The organism is Pseudomonas xanthosomatis (assembly GCF_019139835.1).
GTDB classification, from domain to species: Bacteria; Pseudomonadota; Gammaproteobacteria; order Pseudomonadales; family Pseudomonadaceae; genus Aquipseudomonas; species Aquipseudomonas fakonensis.
The window spans coordinates 1,107,453-1,130,443 of sequence record NZ_CP077075.1; the positions used below are offsets into that span (position 1 = coordinate 1,107,453).

The window sequence follows — 22,991 nt, forward strand, 5'->3', positions numbered from 1 at the left end:
TGGGAATCGGCGGTGGATTCTTCGCGGGTAAACCCGCTCCCACAGGGACCGCGCCGGTTTCAGACCTTGCACCGAACCTGTGGGAGCCGGCTTGCCGGCGATTGGGCCGCAAAGCGGCCCCAGTGCACTCAGTTACCTTTCACCGCGTAATCAGGCCGCTTGTCATTGCCCGGAATGAACGGGCTCCACGGCTGCGCCCGCAGTGGTTGCTCGGTTTCCCACACCACGCTGAACTGCCCGTCGTCCTGGATCTCGCCGATCATCACCGGCTTGTGCAGGTGGTGGTTGGTCTTGTCCATCGTCAGGGTGTAGCCGGACGGCGCCTTGAAGCTTTGCCCGGCCAGTGCCTCGCGCACCTTGTCCACGTCCGTGGACTTGGCTTTCTCGGCTGCCTGCGCCCACATATGGATGCCCACGTAGGTGGCCTCCATCGGGTCGTTGGTCACCGCCTTGTCGGCGCCCGGCAGGCCCTTGGCCTTGGCGTAGGCCTTCCAGTCGGCGACGAACTTCTGGTTCACCGGGTTATCCACCGACTCGAAGTAGTTCCACGCCGCCAGGTGGCCCACCAGCGGCTTGGTGTCGATGCCGCGCAGCTCTTCTTCGCCCACGGAGAACGCCACCACCGGCACCTCGGTGGCCTTCAGGCCCTGGTTGGCCAGCTCTTTGTAGAACGGCACGTTGGAGTCGCCGTTGACCGTGGAGATAACTGCGGTTTTGCCGCCGGCGGAGAACTTCTTGATGTTGGCGACGATGGTCTGGTAATCGGCATGGCCGAACGGGGTGTAGACCTCTTCGATATCCTTGTCGGCCACGCCCTTGCTGTGCAGGAAGGCGCGCAGGATCTTGTTGGTGGTGCGCGGGTAGACGTAGTCGGTCCCCAACAGGAAGAAGCGCTTGGCGCTGCCGCCGTCTTCGCTCATCAGGTATTCCACCGCCGGGATGGCCTGCTGGTTGGGCGCAGCGCCGGTGTAGAACACGTTCGGCGACATTTCTTCACCCTCGTACTGCACCGGGTAGAACAGTAGGCCGTTGAGCTCCTCGAACACCGGCAGCACCGACTTGCGCGACACCGAGGTCCAGCAGCCGAACACCACCGCGACCTTGTCCTGGGTGAGCAACTGGCGGCTCTTCTCGGCGAACAGCGGCCAGTTGGACGCCGGGTCCACCACCACCGCTTCGAGCATCTTGCCGTTGACCCCGCCCTTGGCGTTGATCTCGTCGATGGTCATCAGCGCCATGTCCTTGAGCGAGGTCTCGGAAATCGCCATGGTGCCCGACAGCGAATGCAGGATGCCGACCTTGATGGTCTCGGCGGCCTGGATGCTCCAGCTCAGGCCCATCGCCGCGATCGATGCGCTGAGGGTGAAGGCCTTGATCAGACTGCGTCGCTTCATGTGCTCTCTCCGATGAGGTGTTTGTTATTGGCAGGACGGAGATTGCAAAGGCTGTGCCGGGCGGCGTAAGGCCTGTGATAGAGCAGCTGTGCGACGAATCGGGGCGTTGGGTGTGTCCAGGATGGTGCTTGCGGGATTGGCTTGCACAGGAATGGGGCCGGGGCTTGTGAACACTTTTGACACATAAGCGGTACTTGAGTACCGTGCCGTGCCGCAGTAGTTTCTGCGGTTCGGGATTGGCGTCCCGCTGTCAGAACCGGACACATCGCACTTGCGATAGCGTGTCCTGCATGGTTGCACCCGTTATGGGCGGAGCCGTGTGTGGGAGCCTTCGGGCTCACCGGAACTTCTGACCGGCAACGCCAACCCGCACGGCTCCGTCCACCCACATTGGCGTGTGGGCACGGAGAAATACTTCAGAAGGCTGCAAGGAGTAGCACCATGCTCAAGAAGATCGTTCCAGATCCACCGTTCGCGCCTGTCACCGGCGCACCTCTCATCGATGCCCCCCACCGAGAGGTGCAACCATGAGCCCGGAATCGCGGGTCAACCCCGCCATTTGCAAGCCCCGCCACGTTACCGCCTGTTCACAGTTCGGCACCTGCAATCACGCCCACGCCCCGATGCTCTCGGTACATGCCGGGGTGGACAGCGAGGATGCGCTGGTGTGCGCCGTGGCGGCGTTGAAGGCGGCGTATGAAACCAATGCCACGGCATTGGAAAAGGCGGACGAGCCGTTGCGCAGTTTGCTGACGGCTACCGAAAACTCGCTGGAAAAGGGGTTGGCGTTGGCCGAGGCGGTGCTTGAGGGGCTGGAGCACGGCTGAACCGCTCAGGCCACTTTGCGACCCTTCGCGGCATAAGCCGGCGAAGGGTCGCAGGGGAAGCTAAAGGAACGAAGGCGCCCCTGGTTACTGTTAACTTTCGCTGGCCGGGGCGGCCTTTTGCCTGGCATCGCCGAGCGCCTTGATGAAGGTTTCATCCCCGGCCTTGGCGGTGTAGACCATGTTGAACTTTATGTCCTCGATGACCGAGAGGTCCTTTAGCAGGCCCTCGTCGCCCAGCAGCTCGAGTGTCCATTGCGAGATGGCGCCAGTACCCTCGAAAGGCAGGTAGCGGCCATCGTGGAACATCAGTTCGTAGACCCAGGTGCCCGCATCGTACCCAAGCCCGTCTTCGGCCACCGTCGACGACAACGCTATCTGCTGGTTTTCGCGGGGGTTGCGCAGCACCAGCCTGGGGTTTTCGCGGGCCGCTTTTGCATTGGCGTCGTCGTTGCTCTCGGGGTAGAGCGAGAACGCTGCGCTCGCGTCGGGCTCAAGCAGCGTTGTACTGCCGGTCTGCTTGAGCAGTGCACACAACTCTTCCACCGGTTTGCCCGATTTGAGCACGAGGGTGACAGACACATACTTGAGTTGGCGCAGGTATTGGCCTGGGTAACTCTTGTCAAAGTCGTCTGCCGTGAACGCGAATGTGTGGATCAGCGGCTTGGTGCGCTTGGCGTCGGTTGTGAAAATGCTGGCCCACTTTTTTTCTGCCGTGGCCGGGGTGCTATCCAGTTTTTTCTTGAGGCTGAACGACTTCTTGATCGTCAACCGCCGCTCGTTTCTGGCAAGGTATTCGTTCTCCATCTGCTGCAAGTTCACCAGCAGCGACTCGCCCGTCAACATGCCTTTGTAATTGTCGCGCCAAGCGGTGGTATCAATGAAACTGTCACACCGGTAGTCACCGATTTCGTAGCGCCAGGCGGCTTCTGCGCTCATGCACAGCGAGCGTACAGCGTCGTAGGCGGCGCCGTAGATATGTTCCTGGCGGGCCACCAGCCAGTTATAGACGGGGATGATGGTGAAGCCGGTGGTCATGGACACGTAGGCTTCCTTCAGGTTGACGCGTTCTTGCTCGCACTGGGCAAGGGAGATGGTGTTGGCGTTGAGCTCGATGTTGGTTTCCTTGATTTGCTGATCGAGTATTTTCAGGTCCCATTCGACCTGGCTTTTGTTGAACGTCCACTCGGCGGCGCGGCGGTTATAGGCTGCTTGAATCACCAGTTCTTCGGCGATGACTTTGCTGATGTCGGAGGCCATCTCGAAGCCTTGGCCAAGCCAAACGTTTATGGCTTCAGGGTCGGTCCCACCCACTGCCATCCCATAGATAGTGGGGACCGTAGCGCCCAGTGCGCCCGCCATTGCAAAGTTATAGATGGCTGCCGCCTTGCTGGTGTTCGAGATCCAAGTTAAGGCGGTGGCTGCTTCTTCTTCTGGAGAGCGACCGACATCAATGAGTTCGCTGAAATAGTCTTTCTGCGCCAGCGCTTTGTCGCGGCTGAGCAGAAACACCCTTTTCTTGGCTTCAACGCCGCTAATGGCCTCCTTCTGCAGGCGAATCGCAAAGTCGGCCATCTTGATATCCTGCTCTTTGAGCTGCACCGACAAGCTGGTGTTGAACTCTTCTTCCATCAAGCTCATGTAGTGCCGGCCGAAGTCCGACAACTGCTGGGCGGCTGCCTTGGCGAGGGGTAACAGTTGACGGAAGCGGTAGTGCGGAATGTCAACCTGGCCACTTTGGTAGGGGAGCGGCAGGTTGCTCACGCCGCCTCGTCCATTGTCGAAGGCGTCCAGGCTTTCGCTGTTCCAGTCCAGTGCCGGGAGCTTCTTGCCATCAAGGGTAAGCCCGTGGCGCAGGTTGTACAGGCGGCTTTGCAGGGTCTGCTGCAGTTTGAGCACGCGGCCATTAAGCGGCCGACGGAACCCGCTGGGGTCGACCGCAGCCAGGGCCACAGGGTTCCAGCGCGAAGCATCGCTGCCCTGGGGTAACGGGCCGAGCAATTGCTGGGCCTGCTGGTAGCACAACCAGGCCTGGTTCAGCGAACTGAGGGTGAGCTGGCGGTAGAAGTGATCGCCCTGCAACTGCCAGTTCTCCAGCAGCGCCAGGTAAATCGCCTGTTGGTAGTGGCGCGACAAGGTGAATACCCGGGTGATGGGGTCGACACCCTTGCGCAGGGTCGAACTCAATGTCCCTACCTGCGACAGTGGCCGCGTACCCCAAGGAGCCGGTCGCCCTTCCTCGTCGGGTTCGGTCCGGTAAGGGTTGAACAGGTAACGCAGGTACCAGTCCTCGGCTTCTTCGAACTGTTGCTGCTCGGTCAGGCGCATGGCCACCAGGGCGGGTAAATGCAGGAACAGCTCACGCAAATAAAGCGCGTTGGCGCCGTGGAGGTCCATCTCGACCGGCATGTCCGACTCAAGCCCCGGTTCTTGCAGTTTCTGCGTTTCCCAAGCCAGCACCTGCTTGACCCCTTGGCTGGCGCGTGCGACCAAATTCTTGCCGAAGAGCGTATTGAGGCGGATCGCGAGCATTGGCAAGGTAGGTTCAAGTTCTTTAACCTGGCTAAGGTCGAGATACTGAGCCTGGTTGGCATTCGAAGCAATAGACACCGTCCAAGGCTCGTCAGCGCCGGAAATGACTACGTTGTATTCTGCCAAATCTAGCCCCGCTTCCTGAGGGTGGCCATCCAAGGGATGCGCAATATAAAGTGTGACAAATATATTTATTTTTTTATAGTCTTTGGCTTCGATTTCGAGTGGGGTGAGATTCTCGCCAGGGTTAAAATTCGATATTGCTTGTTTGATTGATATATTATCTGCAGTAATTTCTGTGCAAGCGGTTGCTTTGCCATTGCTGAAGGGGGAGTGGGGTGTTTTACCAGTGTCTGTGCCTGCTCGAATGTTAATGCTAATTTTGTCATTCTTGGGCGAAGAGAATTTTGCAATAATTTCAAAATGTTCCATGGAGGATCTTGCGAGGGACAAATGTCCTGGTCTGCCGTCGTAAGGATGCTGGATGTCGTACGTATTTTTGTAAGAAGCCAGCAGTGAGGTGCAGAGCGTCTTGGCTTCTTCGTCATTGATTTCCTTGTTTTCTAGCAGCAGGAGGTCTCGCGCTTCAAGGTAGTAGTCGGTATTCCGGATAAGTTTATTTTCTTCGCCTTCCTTCAATGGCTTGGTGCTGTCATGCAACAGCGCCGTCAGCCACAGTCCATTTTCGCTGGTTTCCTGAACAACCACGATCAAGCCGGGCATGAAATCCACGTTCTTTGTGAGCTTTTCATCCCATATTCCGTCTTTATAGCCATTCAGGCAGAACAGTTCATTACTGGTGCTCCAGGTGTCATCGCTCTGCTGAAATGCGAAATTCACTGACAGCTTGCGTTTGTTATGTAACGTCCTGTTAGGCCGTGCGCCATCAGGCAGGTCGGTGCTGCCACGCTCCACCCAGAACACATAGCGTCGACCGGCAATCACCACCGGGCGGACAGCGTCCTGAAGGTGGCCGCCCGACTTGCTTCGGGCAATTTCACCCGTGGCCACCAGGTCGATTTTCTCCCACTCGCTCCATGCCAGCGGGCTCAGCCGGTTCTTGTCGTCACGCAGGCGCATGTCGAGTGTCCGCCAGTAATACTCATATGGCGTGGTATTGGTCTTGGCGATCAGGTGATAGGTGTCCTGATTGGGGTTATGCCCATCCAGGTAACCGCTGATCACTTGCAGGTTACTGACCCGTTCGAACTTGGCCAGGTAGGTGCAAATGGCGGTGTGCAGCAGCGAGGTGTCCATCTTGCCCTGGTTCAGGGCCACCTCCAGCTCCTGGAACGCCACGCTCTTGTTGGGCCGGTTGGCGTAGTAGATCAGGTTGGCGGGGTGGTTGTAGCGGTCGGTCAGGCGTTTCCAGGTGCCGTATTGCCCCAAGCCATTTTGCCATTCGGCCTGGGCGTCGCCGGTCGGGGCTGTGTCGCCGTACCCCGGCTCAAGCCGTGCAAACAGCCGCGAAAGGTAGTGCTGCAGGCTACTTATGGCTTGGTTGAGCAGCGTCGTGGTGACCTCGCTGCTGACCTGGATATCGCTCAGGCAGTAACTCGACAGGTCATCGAAGCAGGCCACGCTGGCCTGCGCGTCCGGTTCTGGTGGTGCCCAGTGCCCAATCAGGTAACCGGCCAGTGCGTCGCGCCACTGTTCGCGCAGCTGCTTGTCGACCACTTCCCGCAGGGCGTCATCGGCGCTGGCCATCAGCAGTTGGCTGGCGCCTTCAAACTCCTGGTAAGGCGAGGCCTCGTTGAGCTCGCTGAGGCTCAGCAGCGAGTTGCAGGCCAACCCGGTTTTATCGCATAGCCGTTTCAGCCTCAGAATAAAGTCGATATCGCTGATTGTGCTGGGCACACAGGGGGTGCCGACCAGGCGATTGACCGTGCCAGGCCGGTCAGCCAGCGCTTCCATGGCAATAGGGTAATAACCAAAATCGCTGTTCGTTTTCTTCGCCTCCCAGCGCTCTCTCCATTCATCAGGTTTATACCCTTGGGCGTATTGGGCCTGCGTGAGCAGCAACGGTCCTGGGTTGTTATTTAGAAACTCACTCAGTTTGCCAACAAAACTTTGGAGTGTTCTGTTTAAGTAGATAGCGAAACCCGTTGCGCGAACGGTAAAGAACCCGAGTAATTGACGGATGCCATGTGCATTGTAGTAAGACAATTCCGGCTCTGAGAGCGTTTTCAGAAAGTCATCAAAGGTTGGCCTTGTATCTTCAATCGCCTGAATTTCCATGATGTTTGGACAGGCTACTTCCACTTCGCTCTCGCTCCAGCCTGTCAGGGCGGCTAAAGCGCGGGCAGCTTGGTGAACTTTATTTGAGTCAGTCGTGTAACGGTTCTTGGTCAAATAATCGGCGGCATCACATTCATCGCCGCCATTTGCCCTGCACACCTCGACCCAAGCCCGGAAGCGACTGAGCTGATAGCACAGGTCGAGGTTAATGGCCTCGTCAGGCGTTTTCTCCAGGTCGAACCATTGCGGATTGTCACACAGCGCCCGCAGCGCGCCGGGGCTCAAACGCAGCAAGACAACAAGAGCGCAGCAGTGCTCAAGTTTGAACCACAGCTGCATTGCAGCTGATCGGGTAGTAGCGTCGGCCTTGCTCTTGCTGTTCTTGGCCAATACCCGGGTTGCTGCCTGCAGCACCTCTACTGCAGTCGTACCGGCCCAGCCCAACAGCGGCGGCACATGCTGCAGGCTCAGGCCGGCTTGAGCGGGCTGGTTGCCAAAAACGATCATCAGCAGGGTAGCGGCCGTGTCTTGCTGTTGGTTTTGCGTCGCTTCGGGCTGCAGCGCATCCTCGATAAACTCTTGTTGCCCCTGGAGGGCGTCCATCAGCTTGCTGCCCAGCACATCCTGCGTTGCGGGCACTGGCGTCAGCGCCCCTAGCAAAACGCTGGGCAGGATCTGCTGCTGGCGCAGCCATTGGTCCAGGTTGCTCAGCCCGACCAGGATGTCGAGTACATCGCCACCGCGGATATCACTGATCTGCGGGGTGCCGGCCAACTGGGCGAGCACGTCGGTGCCGGTTGTTGCCAACAGTGCAACCAATGCGCTTGCCTCGCGGGCGGAGCGCCGGAACAGGCGATGCAAACGGCTGAGGCGATACAGCGAGGAGAGCAACGCCAGCGAGACACTGAGCGTTTCCCAGCCTTGTGCCTGCTTGACCTGCGCGAGGTACGCCTGTGTCGCCTGCTCATCCACGCCTAAGGCCATCGCCAGTGCTGGCACCACCTTGAACTGGCCGTCCAGGCCATCTGTCGGGTCGAATTCGCGGTCGTCGAGAATCAGTGAGTTGAGCGGGTCGAGCTGCCCGGCACCCGGGCCATCGAGTACTCGATCAAGCATTGGCACTTGCTCGCCAATGGCGTACGGGTTTACTTCGCACACCAGGGCGGCGAACTGCTCGGCGCTGATTCCGTAGGCTTCGTTCAAGTAGCGGAAAACCCCCAAGGCACGAAGGGTAACGGGCGTCAGGTGCCAGTTATCGAACTGTCCTTCGGCACGCAAGATCGAGGTCAACAGCAGATCGACGTCGTTGAAGGGCAGCGCCAGCGCCCGTTGCAGGTGGATCATCTGGTACATGCGCGACAAGGCGTCGTGATTGAGCATGTCGAACTGCGGTTTGATACCCGCTCCGGCCAAGGCATCCTTGATCGTCACTGGCTTGCTTCGACGCGCATTGATGTACGCCGCGCCGTAGTGGAATTTTTTCAGTTTTGGCTCACCCGTCGGGCGGTAGGCATTGGACTTGTGCACCAGGCTGTAACTGGCGTCGGCATTGTCATCGACCCCGGCAACGGCCAGCATCTGCAGTATCTGCTCGAAGCTCAGCCCGGTGCGGCGCCCGAATGTTTCGACATCGAGCAACGAAGCGATGGCCTTTTTGGCATCGATATCGGCCATGCCATACCACTTGCGCCAGTCGTTTCCGCTGCTGCGCAGGGGCTTTTCTTCCAATAGCAACGCTTGCAGGGCCGGGCTGAAACCGCTGGCGTTACGCATGACCTGGCGCAGCTCATCGCTGCGCAACCCCTCGTAGCAGAAGCTGGGGTAGCTGTACTGCGTTTGTTGCAGCAGTTCGAAGAGCGGGATTTTCTTGTGTGAGAGCACCGCCTTGGCTTGCTCGTGGGCGTAGTTGAACGGCAGGCAGGCGTGCAGGCCAGCGCTCGCCAGGACTTCGGGCAGGTAAGTCGTGGCCCCGGCATGTTCCTGGGCATGATGGGTGAGGGCGCGTATGGCCAGGGTCAGGGCGCTGATGGGTTGTTCCAGTGTGCTGGGATCGAGCAGCAGTTCGCCGATATCCGGGCGGCGCTTGGCGAGCGTCAGGCGCGTTGTGGCTGTGCTTGCCTCTTCCAGCGTTCTGGCCTTCTGGTAGAGCGCATGCAGGTAAGCGATGGGCCCTGTGTTCGATTCAGGCGCATCGGGGCTGCAGGGGTTGGCCAATTGTTCGGGGAACAGTTTGGCGTAGGTGTGGGCGGAGGCGGACTGCTCGGTCATGTGGGCATGCTCCCGGAACGGTGACGATGGTCATTGCCATGCATTGCGGTCTGGGACTATTTGAGGGCTAAGGCCGGGCCGTCACAACTGGCAAAAATATCAGGCCGACACTGGACAGAAGATCGTTGCAGATACACCGTTTGGCGCAACGCCCATTGATGCCCTTGCGCGAGAGGTGCTCCCATGAACCCGCAATCACGGGTCAACCCCGCCAATTGCAAACCCCGCCCCGTTACCGCCCGTAGTTTGCTGACGGCGACCGAGAACTTGCTGGAAAAGGGGGTTGGCGTTGGCCGGCCCGGCGCCCCGGCAAGGCCGCTTCTACAGGGGGCGCGATCGTCAGCAGGAGCCGGCTGTACCTGAAATATCTGCCAGTAGGCGCAAGGGCATGGCGACCCTATCGTGCTGACTCGAATCCCTATCTGGAGATGGTCAGCATGAAAGGCACAACCTACAAAGCTGCAAAACCCATGGTGTTCACGGCATCACTGCTCCTGCTGCTGGGCGGCTGTACGCAGGATGCAAAGCTGGCGCCGGGTGAAAGCCCGGCGGTGGCGGCGGTTACAAAGGAACTGGGCGGCAGCCGCTTCTTGAAAGCCCATTCGCAGCGCAACGCCCAGGGTTATACGATCGAGAGCGGTAAACTCACAGACTCCCTGAAGGGTACGGTTGTTGGCGCCTTGGTCATGGTCACTGACAAGGATGGGGCGATCACCGCCTTTATCGACCGAGATGGGCAGCGGGGGATTTTGCGACTCGATGCCAAGGGTAAGAAGATGTTCAGCCCCGATGCCGAGCTGGCCTTCCCGGATCACGATTCAATTGAAACAACCGAAGCTGCGACAGTGGGTGATACGCACAATACCTCCAATGTCGTCACCTCCAATGCCGTCACTTACATCGATGCCTTGGTCGGTTTCACTGCCAAGGCACTGGCAGCCAGAGAGGTCGACCCCATCGCGTTTGCCCTGGGGCAGATGGAATGGGTCAACCTGAGCCTGCGTAACTCCAGGGTGAACAACATCGAACTGCGCCTGGCGGGGGTGCGAGTAACCGATCAGGACATTCCGGTGACAGGGGGTGGTCTGTCCACTTGGCAGACCCAGTTGAGGGCCCAACGGGCGAACTACTTGAGCGATATCAATGTGGGCTTCTCGGTAGGTGGCGATGCCAGTGGGTGGGCTTACCGGCCAGGCTATTCCAGCGTCAATTCCATCCTGGGTACATCGCCATTCAAGCACGAGTTGGGGCACAACGTAGGCGGAGCTCACTGTTATCCCAATGCAGGGGATAACTACAGGCATGGTTTCAACGCCGGCGGCGGGTTTACCACCAACCTCTGTGGCAATGGCAGGCCCTATTATTCGACACCCGATGTCACGGTCGACGGCAAGGTCATTGGCAACGCCGAAAAGGCCGACATGGCCAGGCTCTGGCGGGAGCAGGCGGGGCGGTTGAGTCGTTACAGCCCGGCGTTTGAAGGAAAGCGGATGATCTACACCTCTTACCAGCAAGATGCGAGCCTGTCCTTCCAGTTCAATTCGCAGCGCAGTATGGGCGGGGTGGTTGCCTTGTCGTCAGAAGTTGGGCCGACCTCCCTGACCTATGGAGGGCCGGGGGGCACGACACTCAAAGTCAAGCTACAAGGTGGCGATGGCAACGAGCGGCTGGTCAATTTCCGTGCGGTTCTGCAGATCGAGGGGTGCCCGGAGAGCACCACCATGAACAGTTATGTCGTGTGCCACCCAGACTTTTTAGGTGCCGAGAAGAGACTGACGCTTAGTTACCATGCCGAAGACAATCCGGAACTGCCGCAAGGATGGTATAGCGGTGCGGTGCAACTCAAGGCCCTGGCTACGGACGATCCGGATTGGTCGCTGCCTATTCTGGTTTCATTGGCAGTCAAGCGTTGACCCGCCTGGTTTGAACGCTTTTGAAGTGACAATTGTGGTGCTGGGCAATGGGTGATTGCGCAGGTGTTGCGTGCTGCGCCCTCATCGCCGGCAAGCCGGTTCCTACAGGCGACTCAGGAACCAGCTTGCCGGGTTTGGGGCGTCAACCGTTGCGCAATGCTGTACGCGGCTGGCGCTTGCTACGCACAAACTGGTAAGTCACCGCCAGCAGCACAAACCAGATCGGCGTCACCACCAGCGCCGAGCGGGTGTCGGCCTCCAGGCTCAGCAGCACCAGAATGCCGGCGAAGAACGCCAGGCACACGTAGCACATGAAGCGCCCGCCGGGCATCTTGTAGCTCGACGCTTCGTGCAGCGCCGCGCGGTTTTTGCGGTAGCTCAGGTACGACAGCAAAATCAGCGTCCAGACGAACATGAACAGCACCGCCGACACCGTGGTCACCAGGGTGAACGCCTCGACCACGTCGGGCACCAGGTAGATCAGCACCGCGCCCAGCAGCAGGCAGGTGCAGGAGAAGTACAGGCCGTTGGCCGGCACCGAGCGGCGCGAGAGTTTTTCGAATGCCTTGGGCGCATCGCCTTCCTGGGCCAGGCCGAACAGCATGCGGCTGGTGGAGAACACCCCGCTGTTGGCCGACGAGGCCGCCGAGGTGAGCACCACGAAGTTGATGATGCTCGCCGCTGCCGGCAGGCCAGCCAGCACGAACAGCTCGACGAACGGGCTCTTGCCCGGCACCACGTCACGCCATGGGGTGACCGCCATGATGGCGATCAGCGCCAGCACGTAGAACACGATGATGCGGATCGGGATCGAGTTGATCGCCCGTGGCAGGGTGCGCTCGGGGTTCTTCGCTTCAGCGGCGGTGGTGCCCACCAGCTCGATGCCGACGAAGGCGAACACGGCAATCTGGAAGCCCGCGAAGAAGCCCATCAGGCCGTGGGGGAACATGCCGCCGTCGTTCCACAGGTTGGCCAGCGACGCGGTGTCACCGTTGGGCGACTGGAAGCCGGTGATGACCATGTACAGGCCGGTGGCGACCAGGCCGAGGATGGCGACGATCTTGATCAGGGCGAACCAGAACTCCATTTCGCCGAACAGCTTCACCGTCACCAGGTTCAGCGACAGCAGCACCGCCACGCAGGTCAGCGCCGGTATCCACTGCGGCAGCTCCGGGAACCAGAACTGCGTGTAGGCGGCGATCGCCACCACGTCGGCGATGCCGGTGACCACCCAGCAGAACCAGTAGGTCCAGCCGGTGAAGTAGCCGGCCCAGGGGCCGAGCAGGTCGGCGGAGAAGTCGATGAACGACTTGTAGTTGAGGTTCGACAGCAGCAGTTCGCCCATGGCGCGCATGACGAAGAACAGCATGAAGCCGATGATCATGTAGACGAAGATGATCGAAGGGCCGGCCAGGCTGATGGTCTTGCCCGAGCCCATGAACAGGCCGGTGCCGATGGCACCGCCAATGGCGATGAGCTGGATGTGGCGGTTGGTCAGGTTGCGTTGCAGGTGCTGCTCGTCAGCCTGCGTTGGAGTGGGTTGGGTCATTGGCTGCATTCCGTTGAGTGTCAGTCTTCTTGTGCGAGGTAGCCGGGTAGGCTAACACGCCCGTCCCAGATGGGGGCGTGACAGATCGACACTGGTTTTGCAGTGCAGTGTTGTGCCTGTTCCGGCCTCTTCGCGGGCAAGCCCGCTCCCACAGGTACGGTACAGCCCTTCAGGGTGGTGGGTATCCTGTGGGAGCGGGCTTGCCCGCGAAGAGGCCAGAACAGGTATCAGGCGCTGGCCATCACCCGGCGCCGCACCACCAGGCTATCCACCACCCACATCACCACCATCGACACCCCCACCAGCGGGAACGCCGCGCCCAGCACCAGCATCACCCCCACGGCGGCCTTCCAGCGCGGCAGGTCATGGCGCAGCGGCGGCACGCCCAGCCCGCTTGCCGGCTTGCGCTTCCACCACATCACCAGCCCGCTCACCGAGCCCAGCAGGATCATCAGGCACACCAGCAGGACGATGATCTGGTTCAGCGGCCCGAACATCTTGCCCTCGTGCAGCATCACCCCAAGCTCGGTGGCGCGGGCCACCGGGCTGTAGTCCTGCCAGCGCACATCGGCCAGCACCTTGCCGGTGTACTGGTCGACATGCAGGGTGGCGTCGTTGCGCGGGTCGTCGGCGAACACGGCGATGGTGAACACACCTTCGGCGCTGGTCGGGATAGTGATGCTGTAGCCCGGTTCGACCTTGCGCAGGGTGGCCACGTCCTCGACCTGCTGCAGGGTCACCAGCGGCGCGGCGGGTGCCTGGTCCAGCATGTGGTGGCCGGCGTGCTCTGCGTGGGCGCCGGACACCGGCATCGGGGTGTTCTCCAGCGCCCAGGGCACGGTCTGGCGGTGGGCGCTGTTGAGTTCGCGCGCCTCTTTGTCGGACTTCGGCACATCGTTCCACATGGCCGCCGGAAAGCGGTTCCACAGCTCGGCGTACTGCTTGCCCCACATGCCGGTCCAGGTCATGCCGCTGATCAGCATCAGCAGCAACAGGGCCGAACCCCAAAACCCGGTGACCGCATGCAGGTCGCGCCACAGCAGGCGCCCGCGCGCACTGAAGCGTGGCCACAGCACCCCGGCGCTGCTGCGCCCGCGCGGCCACCACAGGTACAAGCCCGACACCACCAGCACGATGCCCCAGCCGGCGGCCAGTTCTACCAGGCGGTCGCCAACGGTGCCGACCATCAGCTCGCCGTGCAGGGCGCGGGCGATGGCCTGCAGGTTCTGCTTGGCGTCCTGCTGGCCCAGCCATCTGCCGCTGTAGGGGTCGATGAATACGTTCAGTTCGCGCCCGCCTTCATGCACCACGAACTGCGCGCTGCGTTCGGCGTTCAGCGGTGGCAGGTACTGGCCGATGTGGCCTTTGGGGTACACCTGTTGCACCGTGGCCAGCAGGCTGTCGGCGCTCTGCCGATGCTCGCCGGCCTGCACCACCATCAGGTCGCGGTACAGCAGCGGGTCGAGCTGCGGCTTGAACAGGTAGATGATCCCGGTGATCGCCAGCAGGATCATGAACGGCGCGACGAACAGCCCGGCATAGAAATGCCAGCGCCAGGCCAGGTTGTAGAACGATGCCTTTGGTTTGCTCATGGAGCCTCCCGTGTTGCTGGTTGGGCGCGGTCAGGCCCGCGCCCGTTTGTTGTTGTCAGAAGCTGAAGTCGACCTTGGTCCACAAGGTGCGGCCGGGTTCGTTCACGGGTTGCGGGTCGGCCGCCGGGTAGCCGAAGCCTGCGTTGCCGGCCAGGTTCAGGTGCTCGGCGTAGGCCTTGTCGAACAGGTTGTCGACGCCGGCGCTGAGCTTGAGGTTGCGGTTGACCTTGTACGCCCCGTTAAGCGAGAACACGCCGAAGCCGCCGCTCTTCTGGTAGTCCTTGCCCACCACGTTGCCCTGGTTCTCGACGATGCGGTTCTGCGCCGCCACCACCCGCCACAGGCTGCCGACGCTCCAGGCGTCGCGGCTGTAGGTCAGGCCCAGGCGGCTTTCCAGCGGTGGCATCTGCGGCAGCGCCTTGCCGTCGCTGCTGTTCTTGCCCCAGGCATAGGCCAGGGTGGCATCGGCCTTCCAGTTTTCGCTCAGCTTGTAGGCCGCGCCCAGTTCGCCGCCCATGATGCGCGCGTCGATGTTCTGCGCCTGGGTGCTGCTCATGCCCATCATGCCGGTGCGGTAGTCGAACAGGATGTAGTCGCGCACCTGCCCGACGTAGCCCGAGGCCCAGGCCTCCAGGCGCTCGCCCTGGTACTGGATGCCGAAGTCCAGCTGGGTGGTTTTCTCTGGCTTGATGCTGTCGAAGGCGTTGGTACTGCCCGCCGGGCCCTGGTCGGGGGAGAACAGCTCCCAGTAGTCGGGGAAGCGCTGGGCGTGGCCGAGGCCGATATAGGTGGTGGCCGGCAGGGCCGCCAGGTCGTGCTCGTAGCGCACGAAGCCGCTGGGCAGGGTGTCGGCGCGGGTGTTGCCGTTTGTCGCGCTGTCGCTGCGGTAGTCCTTGGCCGAGGCGCGGTCCAGGCGGGCGCCGGTGATCAGGCGGTTATCGCCTGCGAGGTACCAGGTGAGCTCGCCGAAGGCGCCGTAGTTGTGAAAATCGGCGTCCTTGTCCCAGGGCTTGTCCTTGTAGGTGTCGATGCCCATGGCGCTGCGCGCGCGGTGCTCGTTGGTCTGCGCGTCGATGCCGCTGACCAGTTGCACATCCGCCCAGCGCCAGGTGGCCTTGATGCGCGCGCCCAGGGTGCGGCGGTCGACGGCGGCGGCCATGGGGCCGGCCATCATGCCGGTGCCCGACGGGGTGCGCAGGCTGTAGTTGTCCATCACGTGGTCGGCGTAATTGTAGTAGACCTGCGCCTCGAGCTTGTCGAGCACCTCGCCGAGGCTGGACTTTTCAAAGCGCAGGCCCAGGCTTTCGCGCTTGAACTGCGCACCGTCCATGCCACGCCCGGCGTAGCGGGCCTCGCCATCGCCCTTGCCGGCGGTGAGTTCCAGCAGGGTGTCGGCGTCCGGGGTCCAGCCCAGGGCGACGTCGCCGTTCCATTTGTTCCAGCGCGAGGGCACGGTGTTGCCGTTGCCATCCTCATAGTCATCGGAGTGCGACTGGTTGCCGACGAAGCGGGCGTAACCCAGGCGGTTGCCGGCGGCGGCGTCCAGCACCTTGTCGAAGCGGCCGTTGGAGCCTGCCATCAGGCTGGCGTTGACCCGGCTGCCCAGCTCACCGAACTTCTCCGGCTCGCGCTCGAAGAGGATGGTGCCGGCCGAACCGCCGGGGCCCCAGATCACGCTTTGCGGGCCCTTGATCACGGTGAGGCGGTCGTAGGTTTCTGGCGAGATATAGGACGTCGGGGCGTCCATGCGGTTGGGGCAGGCGCCAAGCATCACGCCGCCGTTGGTGAGGATGTTCAGGCGCGAGCCGAACATGCCGCGCAGCACCGGGTCGCCGTTGGTGCCACCGGCGCGAATGGCCGAGAACCCGGGGATGGTCTTGAGGTAGTCGGCGCCGTCGCTGGCGGGCACTGGCTGGCGCGGGTCTTTGGGGTTGGTGACCACGGTCAGCGGCGAGCTGGGCGCCACGGCGGTGATCACTGTGGGGCTGAGCTCGGGCGCATCGACGTCATGGCCTTCGTGGCCGGTTTCGGCGGCCAGGGCCAGGGGCGCGAGCAGCGAGCCGCAGAGCACGGCGAGGGTGCCGCGCAGCGAAAGCGCGGATACAGGGGTACAGCTGGACATAGTGGTTCCAGTCGATCAGTCAGGCACAGGCACGAAGCCTTCGTGGCTTCGGGCGTTCAAGGTGTGGCTTCAGGCGCTGATCGGGCGGGGTGGCGCGCGGCTGCGCGCGCCGGGGAATACAGCCTGCCGGGCATGGCCCTGGCGCGTGGCATTGGTGAGGTGAACGGGGGGGAGCACGCTGCCCGCGCTGAGCGGGCTGAGGGTTTGCGGCAGGGCGGGGCAGTTGAACAGCAGGCTGCAGTAACCGCATTTTTCCCACATCACATGCAGCTGGCCATCGTTGCCGTGGCCCTGGTGATGGTCGTGCTCGCTGCCATGGGCGTGGCTGGCGGGCATGGGCATGGGCATGCTCATGTCCATGGACATGTTCATGCCGGCGTGGTGCTCCATCGGCATTGACTGAGAAATCAGTGGGCCGATGAAGATCATCCACATGGCGAACAGGCTCAGCCAGCCGCCACCGACGCGCCTGCGGTCAGGGCGGGTGCTGCGGGCGGAGCTGTTGCGCGGCAGGCTCATGGCGAGCGCGAGTCAGGGTCAGTGTGCGTGTTCGTGCGACGCTGGCTGGTCGGCCGGGGGCTGCTTCTGCACGGCGACGTCGACGGTGACGTCACCGGCTTTTTCGAAGTGCAGGGTCAGCGGGAAGCGCTTGCCGTCGGCCAGCAGGCTGCGGTCCTTCGGCTGCAGGATCATCACGTGGTAAGCGCTGGGGGCGAACACCACGTCCTTGCCGGCGGGTACCGGCACGCTGGCAACTTGTTGCATCTTCATGGTGCCGCCGGCGGTCATGGCGTGCTCGTGCAACTGGGCCTCGCTGCTGATCGGGGTGTCCACCGAGAGCAGGCGGTCGTCGCTCTTGCCGTTGTTGTGCACGATGAAGTAGGCCGCCACGTTGGGTGCGTTGGGCGGCAGTTCCAGCGACCAGGGGTGGGCGATGTGCAGCTCGCCGACGCTGTATTCATGGGCGTTGGCGTAGGCGCCGGGCAGCAGCAGGGCGGCCAGTACGAGGGCTTGCTTGAGCATGGTGGGTCTCCGGTCTGTCGAGGTTCAGGCAGCAGAAAGCTTGGCGAACTCAGGCCAGCGGAGAGGCACGGGGGTTGAGCGCGGGCCATAGCTGGCGCGGCGTGGGCTGGTAGTCGGCGAGGGTTGGCGCTTCGCCTGCCGGCAGCTGCGGCGGGTTGTGCAGCTGTGGCGGGTAGCCGGGCAGGGCCAGCAGGGGGGCTGCGCCCGAGCAGCACCAGCAGTTCATCATGCTGGCGCTGTCGTCGCTTTGCGGGCCCAGGTCGATCTTGGCCAGGGCCTGGACATCGACCTTGGCCTTGTTCGCCATGCTCGAACAGAAAGCCCCCCATAGCAGCTGCTCGGCCGGGCCCTTGGGCGCGGCAGAGGAGAGCGGCATGGCCAGCAGGTTGAACAGCACTGCAAGGCAGGCTATCCAGGCAATGTGCCGACGTGGGGGCATGGAGAGATCCGGTCAGGAATCGTGGTGGCTATTGTACGGCGGAGTATAGGAAAAAATGCCGGGGTGCGGTGAAGTGCCGCACCTGGGGCTTTGAGACCTGCGCTGGCCTCTTCGCGGGCAAGCCCGCTCCCACAGAAGATGCAAACCCTGTGGGAGCGGGCTTGCCCGCGAAGAAGTTGACACAGATATCAGGCCTTGCCGCGGCCCATCAGCCCGCGCACGGTCTCCTGCAGGTCGGCGGGCAACACCACCACCTTGGCGTTGTCGCTGCCGGCCAGGTTTTCCATGGCGCCGATGTAGCGCTCGCCCAGCAGGTACATGGCCGGCACGGTCTCGCTACCCACCGCATCCTTGACCAGGGTGATGGCCCGCGCCGAGGCTTCGGCCAGGTTGACCTGGGCTTCGGCATCCAGCTTGGCGGCTTGCAGGCGCGCTTCGGCTTCCAGAATGGCCGCCTGCTTGTTGCCCTCGGCGCGGGTCACGTCGGCTTTACGCTCACGCTCGGCTGCAGCCTGGCGCTCCATGGCGGTCTGCATGCTTGGCGAGGGCTTGATGTCCTGGATTTCCACCGAGCGCACGGTCACGCCCCAGTCTTCGGTCTGCTCGGACATCGCTTCGCGCAGGCGTGCCTTGATCTGTTCGCGGCTGGACAGCGCTTCGTCCAGGTCCATGGCGCCGACGATGGCGCGCAGCGAGGTCATGGTCAGGCTGGTGACGGCGAACGAGAAGTTCTGCACGCCGTACGAGGCTTTTTGCGGGTCGACCACTTTGGCGAAGCACAGGGCGTTGGCGACGATCACCGCGTTGTCCTTGGTGATGATTTCCTGCTGCTGCACGTCGAGGATGATGTCTTTGGTCGGCAGGCGGTAGGCGACCACGTCCATGTACGGGATGACGATGTTAAGGCCGGGCTTGAGGGTGCTGTGGTAGCGGCCCAAGCGCTCGACGATCCATTCTTCGCCCTGGGGCACGATGCGCACGCCCTTGAACACGGTGATCAGTACGAATGCGGCGAGGGTGCCGACGACGATGAGGCTGGTCATGTTTGCAAACTTCCTTTTAATGCGGATTCAGGCCCGGGTGATGCGGGCGGTATTGCCTTCGATGGCGGCCAGGCGCACGCGCTCGCCGGCGGGGATGTCGCTGTCGGCGACGCAGGTCCATTCCTCGTTGCCCAGGATCGGCTTCTGGAAGCGCACCCGGCCCTTCTGGAACGGCGACACGCTCACGGTCAACAGGCCGACCTCGCCGATCACGCTGTCGGCGGTCCAGCGCACGTCAGGTTTCTTGCTGCGGAACACTTTGAACCACAGCAGCGTGGTGATAGACGAGAACACCACCCACAGCAGGCCCTGCATGTCGAGTTGCAGGCTGGGGGCAAGCAGGGCGATGAACGACACCAGCACGGCACCGATGCCGAACCAGAGAATGAAGAATGTGGGCAGGACCAGTTCCAGCAAGATCAGAGCTACGCCGAAGACGAGCCAGATCCACCATTGCATTTCCATATGGGTGGGGCCTTCCAGTAGAGGGGAGGTGAGTTTACGGCAAGGTCACGGCTCAGGGCCATCGGTTGCGTGTTGCTTTGGATGAGGGGGGAGCGAGGTTTGCTGTTCGGCAGGTTGATCCCGGTTGATGATGTAGTCCTCGCTCACGCCATCGGCAGCGAACCACAGATTCCAGTCAGAGTCGGTGGAGGAGGGTGTTGGTTGCTCGGGGAATATGGAGTGGTTTGACATGGCTGCTGCTCTGCTGTCGAGGGTTAGCGGTCTTGTTATGGTGCTCGCGTCAGGGCTACCAGGTGTTCAACGAAAGGCCTGCACTTGGTGGCCCTGATGCGATCAACTCGATGCAGGTGGCACCTTGCCTCATGACGCACACCGCAGAAAGCAGCAATGTGTGTCCAGGAATTCCGGCAAGTTTCAGCTTGTTGCCAGCGCCTCCAGCAACGCTTCGGGATCTTCAAAAACCCGATCCACGTCCGGCAACCGGGGCCGCCTGAGCACCAACACCGGCACCCCCCGCTCCCGCGCCACTTCAAGCTTAGGCTCGGTGGCCGCGCTGCCGCTGTTCTTGCTCACCAGCACATCGACCTGGCGGCGCTCGAACAGCGCACGTTCGTCGTCGATGTTGAATGGCCCGCGGGCGGCGATTACCTCGCAGCGCTCGTTGCCAGGGCAAGCCTCGAGGGCTCGCAGGGTCCAGAACTGGTGCGGCGGGATTTCGTCCAGATGCTGCAACGGCTCACGGCCCAGGGTGAACAGCGGTCGCTGGAACGCTGTCAGCGCCTCTATCAATTGCTCCCAGCCCTCTACCTCGCGCCAGTCATCACCGGCCTGCGCCTGCCAGGCCGGTCGGCGCAGGGCCCAGCAGGCCACCCCGGCACTGCGCGCTGCCTGGGCGGCGTTGGCGCTGATCTGCGCGGCGTAGGGGTGGGTGGCGTCGATCAGCAAGTCGATACCTTGCTCACGCAGGTAAGCCGCCAGGCCCTCGGCGCCGCCGTAGCCACCAACCCGCACCTGGCAGGTGAGGTCGCCGGGCACCCGGCCAATGCCGGCCAGGCTGTACACGTGTTGCGGGCCGAGCTTGCGGGCGACGGCCAGGGCCTCGGTGATGCCGCCCAGCAGCAGGATACGCCCGCTCATGACACACCTGCCTGGCCGACGATGCCACCCTGGCGGTCGATGGCGAACACCTCAACCTGCACCTGGGCCGGCACCACGCTGCGGGCGAAGGCCAGGGCGTGGCGGCACACTTCATCGCCCAGGCCGATACCGGCGGCGTGGGCCAGGGCCAGGGCCTGCTGGCTGGTGTTGGCAGCGATGATCGCCTGTTGCAGCGTGGCATCGGCACCGATGCCAGACGCCCAGGCGGCCAATTGTGGCAGGTCGATGCTGGAATGGCGGCTGTGCAGGTCCATGTGCCCGGCGGCGAGCTTGCTGATTTTGCCGAAGCCACCGCACAGGGTGAGGCGCGCCACCGGTACCTTGCGCAGGTGCTTGAGCACCGCGCCGACGAAGTCGCCCATCTCGATCAGGGCAATCTCGGGCAGGCCGTAGACCCGGCGCATGGTGTCTTCGCTGGCGTTGCCGGTGCAGGCGGCGATGTGTGTGTAGCCGTTGGTATGGGCAACGTCGATGCCTTGGTGAATCGAGGCGATGTAGGCCGAGCAGGAGAACGGCCGGACGATGCCGCTGGTGCCCAGAATCGACAGCCCGCCGAGGATGCCCAGGCGCGGGTTCATGGTCTTCAGTGCCAGGGCCTCGCCATCGCGCACGTTCACCGTTACCTCGAAACCACCGGCATAGCCGCATTCGCTGGCCAGTTGCCGCAGGTGGTCGCCGATCATCTTGCGCGGTACCGGGTTGATCGCCGGCTCGCCGACCCCTAATACCAGCCCGGGGCGGGTCACGGTGCCGACGCCTGTGCCTGCGACAAAGCGCACGCCGGGCTCGGCAATCAGCCGTACCTGGCTGTACAGCAGGGCGCCGTGGGTGACATCGGGGTCGTCGCCGGCATCCTTGAGGGTGCCGGCTTCGGCGCCGTCGCCGAGCAGGTGGCAGAACTCCAGGCGCATCTGCACCACCTTGCCCTTGGGCAGGGTGATGGCCACGGCGTCGTTGTGCTGGCCGCTCAGCAGCAGGCGCGCCGCTGCCAGGCTGGTGGCGGTGGCGCAACTGCCGGTGGTCAGGCCGCTGCGCAGCGGCGCGGGCTGTTCGCGGGTTTCTTCACGCATCGGCGGGCTTCACCACGTCCAGCAGGGTGATAGGCAGGGCCTGGCGCCAGGTATCGAAAGCCCCCAGCGGTTGGGTGTGGGCGATGTGGATGCGGGTCAGCTCGCCGCCGTGGGCCTCGCGAAACTGCGCCAGCATCACCTCGCTTTGCAGGGTGACGGCGTTGGCCACCAGCCGCCCGCCCGGGCGCAGGCGTTCCCAGCACAGGGCCAGCACGCCTTCGCCGGTGACGCCGCCGCCGATGAAGATCGCATCGGGCTGTTCGAGCTCTTGCAACGCCTGCGGTGCCTTGCCGCGCACCAGTTGCAGGCCGGGCACGCCCAGCGCATCGCGGTTGTGTTCGACAAAGCCCTGGCGCCCTTGGTCGGCCTCGATGGCCAGGGTGCGGCAGCTGGGGTGGGCGCGCATCCATTCGATGCCGATCGAGCCGCAGCCGGCGCCCACGTCCCACAGCAGCTCGCCGGGTTGTGGCGCCAGGCGCGCCAGGGTGATGGCGCGCACGTCGCGCTTGGTCAGCTGGCCATCGTGGCGAAACGCGCTGTCGGGCAGGCCGCTGGTGCGATGCAGGCGCGGGGCGTCGGGGCTGGCCAGGCACTCGATGGCAACCAGGTTGAGCGCGGCGATATCGGTATGCGGCCAGTCATCGGCGCTGCCGGCCAGTTGGCGTTCATCGGCGCCGCCCAGGTGCTCGAACACCCGCAGCTGGCTTGGGCCGAAGCCGCGTTCGCGCAGCAAGGCGGCGATGGCGGCGGGGCTGTGCTGGTCGTTACTCAGCACCAGCAGGCGCAGGCCGCTGTAAAGATGGGCGTTGAGCGCAGCCAACGGGCGGGCCACCAGCGACACCACCTGCACGTCCTGCAGCGGCCAACCCAGGCGGGCGGCAGCCAGGGCGCAGGAGGAGGGCATCGACAGCACCTGCATTTCGTCGGGCGCTACCTGGCGTGCAAGGCTGGCGCCGACGCCGTAGAACATCGGGTCGCCGCTGGCCAGCACACACACCGGCTCGCCGCGCAGGGCCAGCACGCCGGCCAGGGAGAACGGGCTTGGCCAGGGCAGGCGCTCGCCGGTGACGCAGCGTGGCAGCAGGGCCAGCTGGCGCGGGCTGCCGAAGATGCGCGTGGCCGACAGCAGTGCGCGCCGGGCCTGTTTGCCCAGGCCGCTGAAGCCGTCTTCGCCGATGCCTGTAACTGTGAGCCAGGGGGCCATGGTGTCCTCATGTACCGAGTGGGGGCGCTGTGCGCCCCTTTCGCGGCACAAGGCCGCTCCTACAGAGTGCGCGCAGCCTGTAGGAGCGGCCTTGCGCCGCGAAAGGGCTGCGCAGCAGCCCCCGGAGTTCAACGTTCGACCGCCGGTTTTTCATGCC

General features: G+C 62.9%; 15 protein-coding genes. 2 read left to right on the forward strand and 13 right to left on the reverse strand.

Annotated features, from left to right (window positions below):
• Positions 1–128 precede the first annotated feature (128 nt).
• Positions 129–1,394, reverse strand: coding sequence for an urea ABC transporter substrate-binding protein (gene urtA, locus KSS93_RS04875; RefSeq protein ID WP_217887379.1), 1,266 nt, complete (start codon positions 1,392–1,394; stop codon positions 129–131).
• A 527-nt stretch (positions 1,395–1,921) separates the two neighbouring features.
• On the opposite strand from urtA, the gene KSS93_RS04880 reads away from it, so the two are divergent.
• Positions 1,922–2,221, forward strand: coding sequence for a hypothetical protein (locus KSS93_RS04880; RefSeq protein WP_217887380.1), 300 nt, complete (start codon positions 1,922–1,924; stop codon positions 2,219–2,221).
• Between the two features lie 90 nt (positions 2,222–2,311).
• Here the strand turns inward: KSS93_RS04880 and KSS93_RS04885 are convergent, their stop codons facing one another.
• Positions 2,312–9,256 (reverse strand): Tc toxin subunit A-related protein, encoded by a 6,945-nt coding sequence (locus KSS93_RS04885; RefSeq protein ID WP_217887381.1) that lies wholly within the window; start codon positions 9,254–9,256, stop codon positions 2,312–2,314.
• Positions 9,257–9,693: 437 nt separating this feature from the next.
• On the opposite strand from KSS93_RS04885, the gene KSS93_RS04890 reads away from it, so the two are divergent.
• The gene (locus KSS93_RS04890) at positions 9,694–11,169 is read left to right on the forward strand and encodes a zinc metalloprotease (RefSeq protein ID WP_217887382.1); all 1,476 of its coding nucleotides are present in this window, start codon (positions 9,694–9,696) and stop codon (positions 11,167–11,169) included.
• 142 nt (positions 11,170–11,311) lie between these two features.
• Here the strand turns inward: KSS93_RS04890 and cycA are convergent, their stop codons facing one another.
• From cycA to cbiE, 11 genes are all read right to left on the reverse strand, one after another.
• The gene (gene cycA, locus KSS93_RS04895) at positions 11,312–12,718 is read right to left on the reverse strand and encodes a D-serine/D-alanine/glycine transporter (RefSeq protein ID WP_217887383.1); all 1,407 of its coding nucleotides are present in this window, start codon (positions 12,716–12,718) and stop codon (positions 11,312–11,314) included.
• A 227-nt stretch (positions 12,719–12,945) separates the two neighbouring features.
• Positions 12,946–14,310, reverse strand: coding sequence for a PepSY-associated TM helix domain-containing protein (locus KSS93_RS04900; RefSeq protein WP_217887384.1), 1,365 nt, complete (start codon positions 14,308–14,310; stop codon positions 12,946–12,948).
• A gap of 55 nt (positions 14,311–14,365) precedes the next feature.
• Positions 14,366–16,432, reverse strand: a complete 2,067-nt coding sequence (locus KSS93_RS04905; protein WP_217887385.1) for a TonB-dependent copper receptor — start codon at positions 16,430–16,432, stop codon at positions 14,366–14,368.
• A 69-nt stretch (positions 16,433–16,501) separates the two neighbouring features.
• Positions 16,502–16,951: a DUF2946 domain-containing protein gene (locus tag KSS93_RS04910; protein ID WP_217887386.1), complete on the reverse strand. Its 450-nt coding sequence runs from the start codon at positions 16,949–16,951 to the stop codon at positions 16,502–16,504.
• 18 nt (positions 16,952–16,969) lie between these two features.
• Complete coding sequence (locus KSS93_RS04915; protein WP_217887387.1) at positions 16,970–17,455, reverse strand: copper chaperone PCu(A)C; 486 nt, start codon at positions 17,453–17,455, stop codon at positions 16,970–16,972.
• Between the two features lie 49 nt (positions 17,456–17,504).
• Positions 17,505–17,894 carry a DUF2946 domain-containing protein gene (locus KSS93_RS04920; protein ID WP_217887388.1) on the reverse strand — a complete coding sequence of 130 codons (390 nt, stop codon included), beginning with the start codon at positions 17,892–17,894 and terminating at the stop codon, positions 17,505–17,507.
• Positions 17,895–18,082: 188 nt separating this feature from the next.
• Positions 18,083–18,937 carry an SPFH domain-containing protein gene (locus tag KSS93_RS04925; protein WP_217840517.1) on the reverse strand — a complete coding sequence of 285 codons (855 nt, stop codon included), beginning with the start codon at positions 18,935–18,937 and terminating at the stop codon, positions 18,083–18,085.
• Between the two features lie 27 nt (positions 18,938–18,964).
• Positions 18,965–19,402, reverse strand: a complete 438-nt coding sequence (locus KSS93_RS04930; RefSeq protein WP_217887389.1) for an NfeD family protein — start codon at positions 19,400–19,402, stop codon at positions 18,965–18,967.
• Between the two features lie 414 nt (positions 19,403–19,816).
• Complete coding sequence (locus KSS93_RS04935) at positions 19,817–20,539, reverse strand: cobalt-precorrin-6A reductase (RefSeq protein WP_217887390.1); 723 nt, start codon at positions 20,537–20,539, stop codon at positions 19,817–19,819.
• The gene (locus tag KSS93_RS04940; protein WP_217887391.1) at positions 20,536–21,630 is read right to left on the reverse strand and encodes a cobalt-precorrin-5B (C(1))-methyltransferase; all 1,095 of its coding nucleotides are present in this window, start codon (positions 21,628–21,630) and stop codon (positions 20,536–20,538) included. Before KSS93_RS04940 ends, KSS93_RS04935 begins: the two co-directional genes overlap by 4 nt.
• Entirely contained in the window at positions 21,623–22,834 is a 1,212-nt protein-coding gene (gene cbiE, locus KSS93_RS04945) for a precorrin-6y C5,15-methyltransferase (decarboxylating) subunit CbiE (RefSeq protein ID WP_217887392.1), read from the reverse strand. The genes KSS93_RS04940 and cbiE overlap by 8 nt, the downstream gene beginning before the upstream one ends.
• Positions 22,835–22,991 lie beyond the last annotated feature (157 nt).